Raw genomic sequence first — 15,709 nt, 5'->3', positions numbered from 1 at the left:
GACCCGGCGGCTACGGCTCACTGGGGAGAGGCCAGCGGGACGGCCCCGTTGCCCGAGATATCCGTCGTGGTGTCGCGGCCTTCACCGCGAGGACCGGGCAGGAGACCCGGAGCAGGATCTCCTGTGCGGTCGAGCCCAGGATCAGCTTGCCGATCGGGCTTCGATGCCGGATTCCGATGACTACCAACGACACGTCCTGCGCGTCGGCGAGATCGGCTATCTCCTCGGCGGCGTCCCGACCCTGCATGAGCTGCCTGATCGCGAACGGTACCCCGGACGCGGTCAGCTCGCGGGTCACCGCGTCCAGGTCGGGCTGCTGGGCGAAGCAGGGATCGACGTAGGCATCTCCCCGCGAGGTGTTCACCACGAGCACCGGCTCGTCGCGGAATCGCGCTTGTCCGATCGCGGCCTGCAGGGCCGCCATTCCCATCGGGGATGGAACGTATCCCACCAGAACGGTCACTCTGTCACCATCCTTGCACGCCGGCGGAGGACGAACCGCCGGACCAACGGCCAGAAGAGCACCACCAGCACTGTGGTGTAGATCAGACCCGACACCCAGCCGCCCAGCAGCCCGTGCCACTCTCCACCGGACAGCTGCAACGCCCGGCGGCCCTGCAGTTCGGCGCGCGGAGCCAGGATCACCCCGACTATCAGCGGCAGGATCGGCAGCCCGAACCGGCGCAGGCCGAAGCCGAGCAGGCCGAGTACGAGCAGGAGGATCAGGTCGAACGGCTGTGCGTTGACGGCGTACGCGCCCATCGACGCGAAGAAGAGGATGCCGGCGTAGAGATACGGTCGAGGAATCCGAAGCAGCCGCGCCCAGGCGGGCGCGAGCGGGAGATTCAGCACCAGCAGCAGCAGATTCCCGACGAAGAGGCTGGCGATGAGCGTCCAGACCAGACCCGACTCCCGCTCGAAGAGCAGCGGGCCGGGTTGGATGCCGTACTGCTCGAAGGCGGCCAGCATCACCGCGGCGGTGGCGTTGGTGGGCAGGCCGATGGCGAGCATCGGTACCAGCGTGCCGGCGGCGGACGCGTTGTTGGCCGCCTCGGGGCCGGCAACGCCTTCGATCGCTCCCCGACCGAACTCGTCCCGGTGCTTGGACAGCTTCTTCTCGGTGGCATACGACAGGAACGTGGGTATCTCAGCGCCGCCCGCGGGTAGCGCCCCGAACGGGAATCCGTAAGCGGTGCCGCGCAGCCAGGGCTTCCAGGACCGGCGCCAGTCGTCGCGGCCCATCCACGGCCGGCCGACCGGGATCACCTCGGCCGGACGGCGTCGGAGGTGCGCGGCGATCCAGAGTGCTTCGCCCACGGCGAAGATCCCGACAGCCACCACAACCACGTCGATGCCGTCTGCGAGCTGCGGCACACCGAAGGTGAGCCGCTGTTGACCGGTCACCCTGTCGATCCCCACCACTCCGATGACCAGGCCGATCAGCAGCGAGGCGAAACCGCGTATCCGGGAGGCGCCCAGCACCGAGGTGACGGCGACGAACGACAGCAGCATCAGGGCGAAGTAGTCCGGCGCGCCGAGGCTGACCGCGAACCGGACCACCGGCGGGGTGATGACCACAAGCAGCAGGGTGGCGATGGTTCCGGCGACGAACGACCCGATCGCGGCGGTGGCCAGCGCCTGCGCTGCCCGGCCGGCCTTGGCCATCTTGTTGCCCTCGATCGCGGTCACCACCGACGAGGACTCACCGGGAGTGTTGAGCAGGATCGACGTGGTCGATCCGCCGTACATTCCGCCGTAGAAGATGCCGGCGAACATGATGAAGGCCTGCGTGGGCTCCATGCCGTACGTCACCGGCAGCAGCAGCGCCACTGTCATCGCGGGGCCGATGCCCGGTAGTACACCGACCGCGGTGCCGATGGTGACACCGAGAAGCGCGATGAGCAGGTTCATCGGCGTCGCCACGTGGGCGAACCCGTCGAGAAGCGAATGGAGGTTCTGCATCTACAGGATTCCTCGCAGCACGCCAGCGGGCAGGTTGATGCCGAGCCCGATGGCGAATGTGTAGAACGTGATGAGGGAGAGCCCCACGGCGATCAGCAGGTTCCGGACGTGGTCGCGGCTGCCGAGCGCGAACGCCGTACCCCAGAAGAGCAACGTGCCACTGATCACCCAGCCGAGTGGCTCGATCAACACTGCGTTGGTCAGGAACGCCGCGACGAGAAGCAGGACGGTGCGCCAGTCGACAGGGGTGGCCAGGTCGACGTCCTCGCCGGCCTCCGGCTCACCGACGCCGCCACGAGCCACATCCACGGCGTAGACCACCGCGACGACCATGAGCAGCGTTCCGAGCAGGATCGGCACCGGCCGTGGGCCGAGCGGGTCGGTGCTGCTCACCGCCTGACCGATCTGGGTGGCGTCGACGACAACCATGATCCCGACCAGCGCCAGGAAGACGCAGACGACGTACTGTGCGCGGTCCGGCTTCGACGCATCCGCTGCGGAACGCGGAGCGTCGGCCGCTCGTACCGCGTCCGACGGCTCGGGCGCGGGCTGGATCGGGATGTCAGACAACGCCGGGAACCGAGACGGCGAACCGCCGTCCCGATCCGATCGGCTCGGCCGGCCGGTCATGCCAGGCCGAGCTGCTTGAGCAGGTCAGCCACCGACTTGTCCTGCTGGGTGAGGAAGGCGGCGAACTGATCGCCTGTGACGAACGCGTCGGTCCAGCCCCGCTTGGTGAGCTCGGTCTTCCACTCGGCGGAGTCGTGCATCCTGGTCAACGCATCGATCCACAGCTTCTTGTCGGCGTCGCTGATGCCGGGCGGTGCGACGATGCCCCGCCAGTTGGTGAAGACGAGGTCGATACCTGCGGACTTCAGCGTCGGTACCTCCGGAAGCGCGTCGACAGGCGCTTCGCTGGTCACCGCGAGAACCCGGAGCTGCCCGGCCTCGACCTGATCGAGGAACTCCCCGAACCCACTTGCGCCGAAGGCCACCTTGCCTCCGAGCAGGGCTGGCAGCAGCTCGCCTCCGCCGTCGTACGAGATGTAGTTGACCTGTCGCGGGTCGATGCCGATGGTCTTGGCCAATTGCATCGGCAGCAGGTGGTCGGGGCCGCCGGGAGACGAGCCGCCGCCGACAGCGAGGCCCTCCGGGTTGGCCTTCCAGGCCGTGACCAAGTCGTTGATCGTCCGGTACGGCGAGTTCTTCGGCACGACGACCGCGCCTGCTTCCTCGATCATTTTGGCCAGCGGGGTGGTATCGGTCAGTGTGGCCGACGACTTCGAGGTGTACGAGGCACCGACCACCCCCAGCCCCATCTGCATCGCGAGCTTGCCGTTGCCCTTCTCGTTCACGATGCGCTGCAGTCCGACCGTGCCGCCCGCTCCGGGCAGGTTGAACACCTGCACGCCAGCGGCGATCTTGGCATCCTCCATCACCTTCGCCGCCGTGCGGGCCGTGGTGTCGTATCCACCACCGGGGCTGTTCGGCACCATGATGCGTAGACCGGTGATCGGCTTGCCGTCGCCGCCGGCGCCCGCCTCGCCCTCTTCTGCCGTGGCGCCGCAGCCCACCAGGGCAAGCGCCATGGTTACGGAGACGCCCACGAGTAGCGCTTTTCTTCTGGTTGCCATCAGGTTTCTCTTCCGTTTCGATTCAGACCGGCGGCAAGATGATGACCCCGACGCCGGTTCCCCGTCTGCCTTGTGTCACCAGCGGAAGTTGAGGTCTTTGTGGTCGCGGTCATGCCTCGGCGTCGTACGCTCGCCGGGCAGTTGCTCGCTCTCCAACTCGCGATCATCGTCGTGGTGCTCGCAGCGGTGGCGGCCGTGTCGCTGGCGCAGTCGGCGGCCACCTTCAACCGGGTCGAAGGCCGCCGTGTTGCTGCCCTCGGCGAACAACTCGCCGGGAACCCGCTGCTACGGGACCGCCTCGACCAGCCGGCGCCCGGGGAGACGATCGCGTCCCTGGTGCAGAACCTGCCGGTTCAGGCAAACGTGACCACCGTCAGCGTCGCCGATGACAGCGGACGGATAGTCGCCTCCACCAACCCGACGCTTGTCGGCAGCCTCATGGTGCTCGGTGATCCGAGGGTCGCCGGCGGTCGAAGCTGGTTCGGCGAGCTGACGGTGGGCGGAACACGCGAGCTGGTGGCACAGGTGCCGGTCCTGGGCGACCGCAAGAAGGAGAATCTCGGACGGCATCTGGGCGTGGTGATGGTCGGCGAGGCACTTCCGTCCTGGTGGCAGCGACTGGTCGGCGCTTCGTCCTACCTCTTCACCTACCTCGGCATAGCCAGCGCCCTCGGAGTGCTCGGATCATGGCTGCTGGCCCGGCGCATCAAGCGGCAGACCCTCGGCCTCGAACCGCGGGAGATCGCCGGTCTGGCAGAGCACCGGGAGGCGCTGCTGCACGGCCTAGCCGAAGGGGTCATCGCACTCGATCCGCAACACCGGGTCACGCTGGTCAACTCTGTGGGCCGCCGATTGCTCGACCTGCCCGAACATTGCCTCGGCCGCAGCCTGTCGGAGCTACGGATTGAGGGCCGGTTACGCGACGTTCTCGCGGGGGCGGGCAGCGCGCGGGAGACGCGGGACCAGGTCGTGGTTCGGGGCGGCCGGGTGCTCGTGATGAGCCGGATGACGGTGAACAAGGACGGCCGGCGCCTCGGCTCGGTCACCACACTGCGGGACCGGACCGAGCTGGCCCGCCTGGAGCAGGAGATCGGTTCCTTTCGCAGTACCACCGAGTCACTGCGCGCACAGACACACGAGTTCGCGAATCAGCTGCACACCATCTCCGGGCTGATCCAGATCGGTGAGCACGAGGAGGTGGTCCGGTATGTCGAGGCGCTCAGCCGGCATCGCGCCTCCCTGGACCTCGCGGTGACGAGCCGGATCCACGACACTGCGGTGGCAGCTCTGCTCACGGCCAAATCGGCGGTCGCCGCCGAGCGCCGCGTGGAACTACGGATCTCTGAGCGGACCAGGTTGGGCCGGCTGGACATGGCGGTATCGGCCGATGTGGGTACGGTGTTGGGCAACCTCGTGGACAACGCCGTCGAAGCCGTCGCAGGAGGCCGGAATGTCTCCCCCGCGGATTCCGGCGCCGGCCCGGACATCAACAGCAGGCCGGCCGCCGGGAACCAGTGGGTGGAAGTCGAGTTGCGTCAGGACTCCGCATCGATCGAAATCGTCGTCCGTGACTCGGGGCCGGGGATCGCTCCCCGACTGGCACAGGAAGTGTTCGCCCACGGTTTCACGACGAAAGCGGCAGAGGGCGGTGAACGGGGTATCGGCCTCGCGCTCACCCGCATGGTCTGTCACCGTCGCGGCGGAGAGGTCGCAGTGACGAACACCGATGAGGGCGCGATGTTCACCGCGCGAATGTCGGTAGCTCCGCTGGAGGCAGGGCCGTGATCGACGTGCTGATCGTTGACGACGACTTCATGGTGGCCCGGATCCATCGCGGTTTCGTCGAACGTCTCGAAGGTTTCCGGGTCGTGGCGACCGCGAGTACCGGTGAACAGGCGATCGCCGCGGTGGAGCAGTTACGCCCCGACCTGGTGCTGCTCGACTTGTACCTTCCGGACATGTTCGGCCTCGACGTCGTCGCCAGGCTGCACGCCACCGGGCATGACTGCGACGTCCTCGTCATCAGCGCTGCCCGGGAAGTCGACACGGTACGGAGGGCCGTCCGGTACGGCGCGGTCAACTACCTCCTCAAACCGTTCAGCTTCGAGGAACTGCGAGGCAGGCTCGAACAGTACGCGGCCCGGCGTAGCACTTTCTCGAACAGCGTGGTCTGCGACCAAGCGGATATCGACCGGGCGCTCACGTCCAGCAGCCCGACCACCGGCGCGCCCGCCCTGCCCCGTGGCCTGAGCCCGGAGACTGCTGGACTGGTCGAACAGATCCTCCGGGAGCAAACGGGCACCGTTTCCGCTGCGGAGTGCGCGAATCAGATCGGCATCTCCCGGGTCAGCGCCCGCCGCTACCTTGAGCACTTCACCACAGCCGGCCAGGCCGCGGTAACTCTCAAATACGGAAGCACCGGACGGCCGGAGCGCCGTTACCGCTGGACTGGCCGTTACAGATCTTGAAGTGTGAAGCAGGCCGCCGCACGGAATTTGACCTGGGGAAACGCGAAGCCCCAGGCAGGGGTGGGTGCAGTTGGGTGCGATCAAATGCCGTTCGGTGTGGTTCAGCGCCGTTCAGGGCACCCTGTTGCTCCCAACGCGCTCCCCCGATCACGGGCCCGCGACCGGGTTGATGCCTCCAGGCTGTGTCGGACCGTCCTGCACGTCGTTCGTCAGACTCCGTGGCCGCTTGCTCAAGCCGTCCTAGTGACGCCGACGCCCGCTCAGCAACCGTTAGGCCTCAGCTGCTCCCGATCCGCTCCCACGGCGCGCTTGTCGACCCGACAAGCTCAGACATGCCGCGCCTAATCAGCGGCATGAGCGTGCACCAGATTGGAACGACCACGGGACGTCAGAGGTGACCTCCGCTGCCTTTCCATAGATAGAGGTCCCGCAGCAGCGATATCTCAGCGCCGTGGTGAATGACCTCGCGGTGTACGTGCAGGACGAGCTTCGCCATCGGTGCATCCGCGTACTCCGGCGGTGAGATGGCGCCTTGGGGCTGAGCTAATCCGGCTGTGCCGAGGTGGCGGACATCGCGGATCCACGCATCGTGCCCGTCGTCGAGCTGTCGCAGTGCTGCCTCGGCGGTGCCCGGGTAGGCGACGGCCCGGTGACGAGCAAGCGAGCCGTCGAAGTGGGGTGCGGTCGGTGGCCCGAACACGTCAAGGAGGTGCGCCAGCCGCCAGGCGATCGTGGTGACCGGCGCCCGGTCGTGTGGCGTGCTGGCGTAGTCCAAGGTGAATTCGCCTGCGCCGATCGACATCGGCGCAGAACTCTGGCCGCGTCGGCTGAGGGTCCAGGAGCCCGGGACCGGCTGCCAGAAATACTCGTCATCGGTCAGCCCGTCCAGCCGTGGCCGAAGCTGATGCCGCCAGTGCCACTCAAGTTGGTCGACCAGCTCTGCGTTCCAGTCCACATCCACGGCGCGACAGTAGAGATTGACAGGCGACCCGATCAAACCTACGACGAGACCCTCAGGGCTCCGAAGTAACCTACAAGGCCGCACCTTCCCGCTCCGGAGCAGCCGCGGACAGCCGCGACCAGCGGATTGCGGCAGATCGGGACACCTGGCCGGCCGCTGGTGTCTGTAGGCGGCAGTGGCCTGCTCAGCGGGACTGGGTGTCGTCTTGCAAGCCGGCCGCTCGGCGCCAGCGGGTGACTTCGGCCTCGTGCGAACCGGTAGCGGTCGCGGCCGCGACTGCCGCCGGATCCGCCCCGCCGACCAGTAGGGCCAGGGGCCAGGCCGGCACTCCCCCCGCGCCGTCATAAGCGGTCCAGGTCCACGGGCCATCGAAGCGCCATGCACGACCAGCGGCATCGGCAACATCATCGCCGACCTCCAGGAAGGCATACGGCCTGAAGAGCAGTTCGAGCGGGAACGGAACACCGCCATCGGGCTCGATGCTCGTGCCCTGGAACTCCGCTGCCACATCCGGAGCCTCACCGACGCGCAGGACGAGCAAACTCAGGCTCGGGCGGGGCAACCAGCCCGCCTCCTGCGGCGGTTCGTACTCGTGAACCTCGATGACGTGGATGATCCGCGCCGGGATACCGACCCGGCAGGTATCGCCGGGGGCGAGGCGGGGCGAGGCCGGGTCGGTCATGTACAGCTCGTCCGGATCGGCGCGGCCCAGGGCCACCTCTCCGTTCCAGCGCACGCCTTCCGCGTCCGGGTCAATCTCCCACCACGGCCAGCGGACGCTGACGTACGCCTCGTCCACGCCGGTGACGACCGTCGGCGTGAACGGGCAGGAGATCCGCAGCACGTCCCCGACGCGGTAGATCATGCGCGGCAGACTAGCGCGCGACGCCCCGGGCAGGACGGGGCTTGTAAGGATCAGGTCCAACGGCCCTGACTGCTCGAACTGGTGCGCGCGGCCGCACGAACGGTCCCCGCCGTGCCGCAGCCGATGCGCGCGTTCTTCGCGGCATGAGCGGATGTTCTCGCCGTTTCAGGCGCCAGCAACGTAGACCAGCGGACGGTACGGTCGCACGTCGTGGGAGATTCACCGTTCGGCGTACGGTTGTGGCGCCTGTTGTCGCAGCGGCGACCTACGTTCGACACGTCGATCGAGCAGGAATGTGGGTTCGGTCGTCCGACACGCCGCCCGGATGGACGGGGACCAGCGGAGTCGGTTGGAGGCGCTGGTCAGGTCCCTGCCCGTGCAGCCGCCGGATGGGTCCCAGCCAGCCGACGACTACCCGGATACCCCTGGAGCTCTGCTGTTGCGCCTGCTGCGCAACCGCAACATTCGCCCACGCAACGCACAGATCCTCCAGGTTGTTGGAGATGGTCCGTACGTCTCCGACTCCACGGTGTCGATGCTGGGCCCAGGCAAGGTGGTCATCACCCCGCAGTACGTGACGGCGTTCGCGCACCTGCTCGGCTATCCGCCCGGCGACATGGTCGCGCTGACCGGGATCGGGCCGGTCGTCGAGGACGCGCGGGTACATCCAGCGAGCGCGGAGATCGCCGCGCTGGCCTGGCGCGCCCGGCTGCTCAGCAGTAAGCAGTTGAGCCAAGTGATTGAGACGGCCGATGCTATACGGCACGCCTGAATCCCCGCTGTGGACGCCCTCAACCTAACCTAACTCCACATCGACGCCGGCTGTCTGCGGCATGAGAGCGCCTGCGTGGCATGATCACGTCATCGGGTAAGTCCGTGCGGCAGACCGCTGAAAACTCGCTCGAAATCCGCCGTCATGGGCTTCCGACGTTGAAGCGGAACTCAGACCGGCCACCTCGCGACCTGCGTCAGCTCTACAGCGTGCTGGTCACGTCGCATCTCAGCTCGACGTCATTGGTGGCTGATTGCCGACCTTTCACGCTGTTCTGCGCCCTGCGTGTGCCCGCGCCCAGGTGGTGGCGCTTCCTCCATCGGCGGATACCTGCCCTAGACATACCCCCGCCCACCGCGCCAAAAATGAACTCATTGAACGGTCCTGGCTGGTCGATGTATCTCATGGCTACCAGGAGCCCGGTCCCGCCACCATCACGCCTGCGGCCGCCAGCATGACGCACAGAAGGAGGCGGGCATGCATGTCACCCAGTAGAGCAGCCCGTCACAGCTCCCGCCAGCTCACACACGCGGTTAAGGAAGGCGGTTGCGCCCGCCCGGACGCCGGTCCCCTACCAGGACATACGCCCGATGCTCCAATCAGCCGCGGCCATGATCATCCCGCGCAAGATAGCTGTTGCGGCGTGCGATGAGGCGTTGCAGGTACGGACGCAGGATGACGCTGGCCACGAGACCACCAACCGGTCCCATCGGCGCAGTGAAGTCGATGACGTCGCGCATGAGGGTTGCCGAGGAGTCAGCCGGGTTCGGCCTGAAGCTGTCCTCGTGATGCCATCGGCCGAAGTGCCTGGCCTCCAACGTGACGGCATCGCCGGCCTTCAACCGGCCGGTCGCTATACCGCCGACTGCCCGTTCGGCACTACTTCCCATGGACTCGGTGTGCTTATCAACATCGAGGCAAACGTCAAAGACGGTTTCCGGGACTGCCTGAACGACCGTAGTCAGCTCGATGTGCGGCATTCAGCCGCCGTAGGCCCCTGGCCGCGCCACGAGCGCAGCAGATTGAGCACTTGGCCCCCAGGTAATCAACACGGCTCGCTGACCTGTATTGCCCGGTTCGTTCAGGCTGCGAAGCCTTCCCACTGGCATCCGTAGACGTCCACCACCGCTCGTACCCGTGGTCACCCAGATAGTCACTCAGCATCGATGCCGTGACACGATCGATCATGCTCGTGCCTGCTTGCCGATTCTCCGTCCCGCTGTCATCGAGGAGCCGCCGATGAGTCCGCTTGGCAGCCTCATATGCATCGGCTTGCTCAACCTTGCAGCATCACTGGCCCTGCTCTGGGTCTGTATCCGCGTCCCTGAAAGCATCCAGCGATTGCGGCACCGTCTGGCCCGGAAGCGATCCCGCCGGCTACGAGATCATCCGTTGCTGCAGGCTCCGCCGGAGGTGGATCGCAGAGAAGAGACTCTATGGCGACCTGATCTCTACGACTAACGGTCAAGCTCGGTCGACGCCCGCGCGTCACGACGTGCGGGCGAAGCGGCGGTCGTGCGCTACGGCATGCCCCGCAAGTGAGTGAACAGAAACCGCTGGTTCGGCGATGGGCGACCACGCTACGGTTCGCGGGTGAGCATGCCGCCCGGCGCGACGAGGCCATCGTTCGCGAGTCGCGATCTTCGGCACCGCACCCTCGATGGGCACTCGTTCACGTTGTGTGACTTCCGTGGCGCCGACCTTCGGGGCGCGTCCCTTCGCGGTGTCAGCTTCGCCGGCTGCGATCTGCGCGACGCCGACCTGCGCGACACCGACCTGTCCTACGCGCGGTTCAGCTACGTCCTGACGCACGATCCGGAGTACGGACACACAGACGTCACCCGGGCCCGGTGGAACGGAGCCGACCTTCGAGGCGTCACCGCCGAGCGTGTCATCGGGTGGCCGCACGATCTCTCGGAATCCGCGGATACGTCCGGCTGACGTTGGACCAACCGACCTGGCACCGCGTTCACCCGCCTGTCCGCGCTACCCCAGCTAGTCACCTGCACCCGCCCCAGCCGCGACAAGCGCCGCACTGGAGGACGCCGCTTACCACGCCGGTGACCGGGCCGTCCTGCGCCACGTCGGGCATCGCCGGCCAGTCAGCATGCCCGCACGTCCTGGCGGTCCACCGGACAGAGCAGCTGCCCTGGGCCACCGCTTCGATCAACAACTAGCGAAAGACGGAGGCTAACAGCGGTAGGTGCGGTCGCACCTGCGAATCTCTACCAACTCCGCCATGGCAGATTTAGCGCGCCTCGGCGATGCAGGATCGTCCCGGCGACTGGAGTCGGGCCGGGCCACGAACCAGTTCAACTGCAAGCGCCATTCGCGATATGAGGGGACGTTGCGGCGTATCCGTCTCGTCCGGCGGCTCTGGCTAATTCCAGGATGGCAGTGGTGCGACCGGGCGGACCGCGGTGAACTGATCGTGCTCATACCGGGTGGCGGCGAGCAGCAGTAGCCATTCGTCGCAGCCCTGCCATGGGTAGAGGTCGGCGGCACCGCCGCGTACGGCCCTGGGCCCGTCACCGGTGCGTGGGCGGGCATCTGCCGGGGCGCCCACGAAACCGGGAATCCACACGTCGGCGCAGATCTCGGCTGCCGAGCCCATCGCGGCCAGCCCGAACGCGTTCTCAGCGGCGGCTGTCCGCCGCTCATCGCCAAAGTCGTCGAGCAGTTGGTCCTCGCCGGGTTTCTCGTCGCCGCGGAAGGTCAAGGTGGTGGTGCCGGCTCGGGCTGCGTACTCCCACTCGGCCTCGCTGGGCAGCCGGAACGGCAGCGCGTCGAGCAACTCGTCCAGGTCGCCCTCGAGCCGGGCCGTGCCGGAGTCCGCGTCGGCGTAGTCGTCCTCGTACTCAGGCAACCAGTGCTGGACCTGCGCGACCGTCAACGGATGCCGAGCAATCAGGAACGGTTCGACCCGCACCTCACGTACCGGCTGGGCGTCCCCGGCATCGGCGAAGAACGACTCAAGAGTGTCCTCTACTCCCCCACTGCGCTCGATCGCACGCACCGCCGCCAGTTCCGCCTCGGACAGACCCATGCGAAAGGTCCCGCCCGGGCACCGCCCGAAAGACCACGCCGGACGGGACATGCCGCCAGGCCGGCCGCCCAGCCACGATCTCTTCGATCCACACGACGCCGAACGCTACAGATCTTGAATGGTCAGGTTCGTCCGATGTGGTCTGTGTGATGGCTTGGGGTTGGGGTAGATCGATGGGATGAGGTATCCCGATGGAGGGTTGTCCGCGCGGGGGCGGGCGAAGCGTGAGGCGGTGCGGCGGCAGGCGGCTGGGTGGTTCGCCGAGGGTGTGTCGGTGCCGGAGGTCGCGCGTCGGTTGCGGGTGTCGCAGACCGCGGTGTACGGGTGGCGGAAGCGGTGGCGGGTTGGTGGTGAGCAGGCTCTGGCGTCGAAGGGGCCGGGTGGGTCTCGGTGCCGGCTGGATGATGGCCGGCTGCGGCGGCTGGCCGACGCCTTGGAGCAGGGGCCGGCGGCGCACGGTTTCGGTGCCGATCAGCGGTGGACCCTGGCGCGGGTGTCGGACCTGATCGCGCGGATGTTTCGTACCCGCTACACGCTGCGTGGCACGGCGAACATCATGTACCGGCTCGGCTGGTCGGTGCAGGTACCCGCGCATCGTGCGGTCGAGCGGGACGAGGCGGCGATCACCACGTGGCGGCGGGAGACGTGGCCGGCGGGAAAACGGTAGCGGCGCAGCGTCAGGCGTGGCTGGTCTTCGAAGACGAGGCCGGTCAGACGCTGCGCCCACCGAAGGCACGGACCTGGGCACGACGCGGCACCACCCCCGTCGTCCCGGTCACCGGCAAAGGCTCCGGGCGCGTCTCGATCGCCGGGCTGACCTGTTACCGGCCCGGACAACGGTCCCGGTTCATCTACCGCACGATCGTGCACCGCGGCCGCAAGAACGAACGCCGCAGCTTCAGCGAACGCGACTACATCGCCCTGCTGGACGCCGCCCACCAACAGCTCGGTGGCCCGATCGTGTGCGTGTGGGACAACCTGAACACCCACGTCTCCGTCGCCATGCGGCAGATGATCGACGCCCGGGACTGGCTGACCGTCATCCGGCTACCGGCATACGCCCCGGACCTGAACCCCACCGAGGCCGTGTGGTCGCACCTCAAACGCAGTATCGGCAACCTCGCCGTCACCGGCGTCGACCACCTCCAGGCGATCATCAAGAACCGACTCAAAAGCATCCAGTACCGCACCGACCTACTCGACGGCTTCCTCGCTCACACCGGACTGCCCCTCGAACCCGACACAACCTGACCATTCAAGATCTGTAGCAGCCCAGGCACCCAAACCGCACGGCCTCGGATGAGTACGGGTCTGTGGATCTAAGGGTGTTTCCGGCCTGACCTGCCGGGCGTTGTGCCTGGTGAGGAGGGTGCCGTGATGACCGCGACACTGAACGACCAGACCGGACGCAGGAAGCGGCCCGAGCCGTCGGCGGAGGCGAAGGCCGCCGCCGAGCTGGTCCGGGCAGCCAAGGAACAAGGGCTGTCCCTGACCGGTCCGGACGGGCTGTTGAAGCAGCTGACCAAGACGGTCCTGGAGACCGCGCTGAACGAGGAGATGACCGAGCACCTCGGCTACGAAAAGCACGACCAGGCCGGTGTTGGTTCGGGCAACATCCGCAACGGCACCCGGTCGAAGACCGTGTTGACCGAGGCCAACGGGCCGGTGCAGATCGACGTGCCGCGGGACAGGGCAGGCACCTTTGAGCCGCAGATCGTGCGCAAGCGGCAGCGGCGCCTGTCAGGGGTCGACGAGGTCGTGTTGTCGCTGTATGCCAAAGGCCTGACGACCGGGGAGATCTCGGCGCACTTCGCCGAGATCTACGGGGCTTCGGTGTCGAAGGAGACGATCTCCCGGATCACCGACAAGGTCATCGAGGAGATGACCGACTGGTCCCACCGACCTCTCGACGCCATCTACGCCGCCGTGTTCATCGACGCCATCGTGGTCAAGGTGCGCGACGGGCAGGTCGTCAACCGGCCGTTCTACGCCGCGATCGGCGTCACCCTCGACGGGGAGAAGGACATCCTGGGCTTGTGGGCCGGCGCTGGCGGTGAGGGCGCGAAGTTCTGGATGAGCGTGCTGACCGACCTGCGTAACCGGGGCGTCAAAGACGTGTTCTTCCTCGTCTGTGACGGTCTCAAGGGCCTGCCCGAGGTCGTGACGAACGTGTGGCCCCAGACGGTGGTGCAGACCTGCGTGATCCACCTGATCCGCAACACCTTCCGGCTCACCTCCCGCAAGTACTGGGACGAGCTCAAGCGGGACATCAAGCCGATCTACACGGCCGTCAACGCCGACGCCGCCCGGGCGGCGTTCGACGACCTGGCCGACAAGTGGCGTGGCCGGTATCCGGCGGTGATCCGGCTGTGGGACAACGCGTGGGCCGAGTTCATCCCGTTCCTGGACTACGACCTGGAAATCCGCACAGTCATCTGCTCCACCAACGCGATCGAGTCGCTCAATGCCCGCTACCGGCGGGCCGTCAAAGCCCGCGGCCACTTCCCCAACGAGCAGGCCGCGTTGAAGTGTCTATACCTGGTGACAAGGTCCCTGGACCCCACCGGAGCAGGCAGAACCCGATGGACGATGCGCTGGAAACCCGCGTTGAACGCCTTCGCCATCACCTTCAGCGACCGCTTCCCCGCCGCTGAAACTTACTAACCAAGATCGCCGGAAACACCGTTAGCGAGACAGCCCCATGAGTACGAGCAGGCATGCCGCATCGACCGGACAAGCACGGATGACGCCGGACAGGGAGAGGCCGTCATTCCTCACCGTGCCTCACCAGTCACGTCAGCGTTCTCCCCTGGCAGGTGCGGACGTCTCAGGGGCCGCGGAGGCTGACTAGGCCGTGTTTCGTAGGGCGCGGAGCCATTGGTTGATGGCGGCGATGGTGAGGGTGGCTTCGTAGCGCACGGCGAGTTTGTCGTATCGGGTGGCCATGGCGCGGTGTTGTTTGAGCTGGTTGATACCGCATTCCACGGCGTGGCGCAGGCGGTAGAGGTTGGGGTCGAAGGCGGGCGGTCGTCCGCCTTGGAAGCCTTTGGCCTTGCGGTGCGCGTCCTGGTCGGCCTTGCTCGGGATGCACGCGCGGATGCCTCGGGATCGTAGGTGGGCGCGGTTGGCCTTGGACGTGTACGCCTTGTCGGCCAGGACGGTGTCGGGGCGGGTCCGTGGCCGGCCACCACCGGCTCGGGGGATGCGGACCCTGGCCCATACGGGGATGAATTGTGGGCTGTCGCCGCGTTGTCCGGCGGTCACTACCAGGGCCATCAGTTTGCGGCCCTGCTCGCAGGCCAGATGGGTCTTGGTGGTCCAGCCGCCCCTCGATCGGCCGAGCCCGTGATCTGCCGGCTCGGCCTGCACACCACCAGGAGGCTCCTTCTGCGCCTGGCCGTCACGGCGGGCTCCCGCCGCGTGCTGGTGAGCGCGGCTGATGGTCGAGTCCACGCTCACCGTCCAGCCGATCAACCCCGCCGCGTCCGCCCGGGCCTGCAACGAGGTGAGGATCTGCGCCCAGACACCCTCACGCTGCCACCGCCGAAACCATCGATACAAGGTCTGCCACGGCGGGTACTCCGCAGGCACGTCGCGCCACGGCGATCCGGTCCGGACCCGCCACCGGATCCCGTCGATGATCAGTCTCATGGTCCATCTGCGCGGCCGCGCACGACCTGTTCCGGCAGGCAGCAACGGCGCCAGCGCCGCCCACTGCACGTCGGTCAGGTCATGTCGCCTCACTGCCGTTACGCTCGGCACGAGGTCTCCGGTGCGAAGTTCTAGCTTGGTCGCTGAACCAACTACCGGAGACCTCTCCCATTAGCGACCACCGCCACGCCCCAACAACGACGCCCTACGAAACACGGCCTAATACTCCAACGTCACTTCGCTCGTCTGCGCTGGTAGTGGGATCGACGGGCTCGGGCTTGGGATGTTCGTCGCCAGATCGACCAGTGCAGGGTGTGCGCTGGTGGTGGTGCTGTGGCGAGGACGAACGC

16 protein-coding genes are annotated in these 15,709 nt (G+C 67.1%); 7 read left to right on the top strand and 9 right to left on the bottom strand.

The features are described 5' to 3' along the window. Positions 1-10: 10 nt before the first annotated feature. Genes BAW75_RS29440 through BAW75_RS29425 form a run of 4 tightly spaced genes read right to left on the bottom strand, consistent with a single transcriptional unit; the run spans position 11 to position 3,596 of the window. Positions 11-463 (bottom strand): universal stress protein, encoded by a 453-nt coding sequence (locus BAW75_RS29440; RefSeq protein ID WP_104115696.1) that lies wholly within the window; start codon positions 461-463, stop codon positions 11-13. Next, positions 460-1,962, bottom strand: a complete 1,503-nt coding sequence (locus tag BAW75_RS29435; RefSeq protein ID WP_104115695.1) for a tripartite tricarboxylate transporter permease — start codon at positions 1,960-1,962, stop codon at positions 460-462. Before BAW75_RS29435 ends, BAW75_RS29440 begins: the two co-directional genes overlap by 4 nt. Beyond that, positions 1,963-2,532, bottom strand: a complete 570-nt coding sequence (locus BAW75_RS29430) for a tripartite tricarboxylate transporter TctB family protein (protein WP_244206315.1) — start codon at positions 2,530-2,532, stop codon at positions 1,963-1,965. It lies immediately after the preceding gene. 56 nt (positions 2,533-2,588) lie between these two features. After that, positions 2,589-3,596, bottom strand: a complete 1,008-nt coding sequence (locus BAW75_RS29425; protein WP_244206314.1) for a Bug family tripartite tricarboxylate transporter substrate binding protein — start codon at positions 3,594-3,596, stop codon at positions 2,589-2,591. A gap of 99 nt (positions 3,597-3,695) precedes the next feature. On the opposite strand from BAW75_RS29425, the gene BAW75_RS29420 reads away from it, so the two are divergent. Continuing rightward, positions 3,696-5,381, top strand: coding sequence for a sensor histidine kinase (locus BAW75_RS29420; protein WP_104115692.1), 1,686 nt, complete (start codon positions 3,696-3,698; stop codon positions 5,379-5,381). Next, positions 5,378-6,064: a response regulator gene (locus tag BAW75_RS29415; protein ID WP_104115691.1), complete on the top strand. Its 687-nt coding sequence runs from the start codon at positions 5,378-5,380 to the stop codon at positions 6,062-6,064. Before BAW75_RS29420 ends, BAW75_RS29415 begins: the two co-directional genes overlap by 4 nt. A 388-nt stretch (positions 6,065-6,452) precedes the next feature. Here the strand turns inward: BAW75_RS29415 and BAW75_RS33130 are convergent, their stop codons facing one another. Both BAW75_RS33130 and BAW75_RS33125 read right to left on the bottom strand, forming a co-directional pair. Then, entirely contained in the window at positions 6,453-7,019 is a 567-nt protein-coding gene (locus BAW75_RS33130) for a DinB family protein (RefSeq protein ID WP_104115707.1), read from the bottom strand. Positions 7,020-7,209: 190 nt separating this feature from the next. Further along, a complete protein-coding gene (locus BAW75_RS33125) occupies positions 7,210-7,890 on the bottom strand; it encodes a hypothetical protein (protein ID WP_104115706.1) in 681 nt (226 codons plus the stop codon). Positions 7,891-8,239: 349 nt separating this feature from the next. Here BAW75_RS33125 and BAW75_RS29400 point away from each other — a divergent pair, with 349 nt between their 5' ends. After that, positions 8,240-8,662, top strand: a complete 423-nt coding sequence (locus tag BAW75_RS29400; RefSeq protein ID WP_146074918.1) for a hypothetical protein — start codon at positions 8,240-8,242, stop codon at positions 8,660-8,662. Between the two features lie 599 nt (positions 8,663-9,261). Here BAW75_RS29400 and BAW75_RS29395 read toward each other — a convergent pair. After that, positions 9,262-9,642: an SRPBCC family protein gene (locus BAW75_RS29395; protein WP_104115689.1), complete on the bottom strand. Its 381-nt coding sequence runs from the start codon at positions 9,640-9,642 to the stop codon at positions 9,262-9,264. A gap of 619 nt (positions 9,643-10,261) precedes the next feature. Here BAW75_RS29395 and BAW75_RS29390 point away from each other — a divergent pair. Then, positions 10,262-10,603, top strand: coding sequence for a pentapeptide repeat-containing protein (locus tag BAW75_RS29390; RefSeq protein WP_104115705.1), 342 nt, complete (start codon positions 10,262-10,264; stop codon positions 10,601-10,603). A gap of 439 nt (positions 10,604-11,042) precedes the next feature. Here BAW75_RS29390 and BAW75_RS29385 read toward each other — a convergent pair whose 3' ends face one another. Continuing rightward, complete coding sequence (locus BAW75_RS29385; RefSeq protein WP_104115688.1) at positions 11,043-11,708, bottom strand: formylglycine-generating enzyme family protein; 666 nt, start codon at positions 11,706-11,708, stop codon at positions 11,043-11,045. Between the two features lie 178 nt (positions 11,709-11,886). Here BAW75_RS29385 and BAW75_RS29380 point away from each other — a divergent pair, with 178 nt between their 5' ends. The 3 genes from BAW75_RS29380 (at position 11,887) to BAW75_RS29370 (ending at position 14,372) form a co-directional block, all read left to right on the top strand. Continuing rightward, positions 11,887-12,375 (top strand): winged helix-turn-helix domain-containing protein, encoded by a 489-nt coding sequence (locus tag BAW75_RS29380; protein ID WP_167435636.1) that lies wholly within the window; start codon positions 11,887-11,889, stop codon positions 12,373-12,375. Beyond that, positions 12,339-12,959, top strand: a complete 621-nt coding sequence (locus BAW75_RS29375) for a transposase (RefSeq protein ID WP_244206311.1) — start codon at positions 12,339-12,341, stop codon at positions 12,957-12,959. Before BAW75_RS29380 ends, BAW75_RS29375 begins: the two co-directional genes overlap by 37 nt. A gap of 126 nt (positions 12,960-13,085) precedes the next feature. Then, entirely contained in the window at positions 13,086-14,372 is a 1,287-nt protein-coding gene (locus tag BAW75_RS29370) for an IS256 family transposase (RefSeq protein ID WP_104115687.1), read from the top strand. 183 nt (positions 14,373-14,555) lie between these two features. On the opposite strand, the gene BAW75_RS29365 is transcribed toward BAW75_RS29370, so the two are convergent. After that, positions 14,556-15,452 carry an IS5 family transposase gene (locus BAW75_RS29365; RefSeq protein ID WP_167435635.1) on the bottom strand — a complete coding sequence of 299 codons (897 nt, stop codon included), beginning with the start codon at positions 15,450-15,452 and terminating at the stop codon, positions 14,556-14,558. Positions 15,453-15,709 lie beyond the last annotated feature (257 nt).

Source organism: Micromonospora chalcea (assembly GCF_002926165.1).
In the GTDB taxonomy this organism is placed as follows: Bacteria; Actinomycetota; Actinomycetes; order Mycobacteriales; family Micromonosporaceae; genus Micromonospora; species Micromonospora chalcea.
The sequence above is the reverse complement of the archived record's forward strand: the minus strand, read 5'-3'. Positions and strand labels throughout refer to the sequence as shown.

Coding starts and splice junctions, on each gene's coding strand:
- BAW75_RS29435 (WP_104115695.1), bottom strand. CDS start 1,962: ATGCAGAACCTCCATTCGCTTCTCGACGGGTTCGCCCACGTGGCGACG.
- BAW75_RS29380 (WP_167435636.1), top strand. CDS start 11,887: ATGAGGTATCCCGATGGAGGGTTGTCCGCGCGGGGGCGGGCGAAGCGT.
- BAW75_RS29390 (WP_104115705.1), top strand. CDS start 10,262: ATGCCGCCCGGCGCGACGAGGCCATCGTTCGCGAGTCGCGATCTTCGG.
- BAW75_RS29385 (WP_104115688.1), bottom strand. CDS start 11,708: ATGGGTCTGTCCGAGGCGGAACTGGCGGCGGTGCGTGCGATCGAGCGC.
- BAW75_RS29370 (WP_104115687.1), top strand. CDS start 13,086: ATGACCGCGACACTGAACGACCAGACCGGACGCAGGAAGCGGCCCGAG.
- BAW75_RS29425 (WP_244206314.1), bottom strand. CDS start 3,596: ATGGCAACCAGAAGAAAAGCGCTACTCGTGGGCGTCTCCGTAACCATG.
- BAW75_RS33125 (WP_104115706.1), bottom strand. CDS start 7,890: ATGATCTACCGCGTCGGGGACGTGCTGCGGATCTCCTGCCCGTTCACG.
- BAW75_RS29395 (WP_104115689.1), bottom strand. CDS start 9,642: ATGCCGCACATCGAGCTGACTACGGTCGTTCAGGCAGTCCCGGAAACC.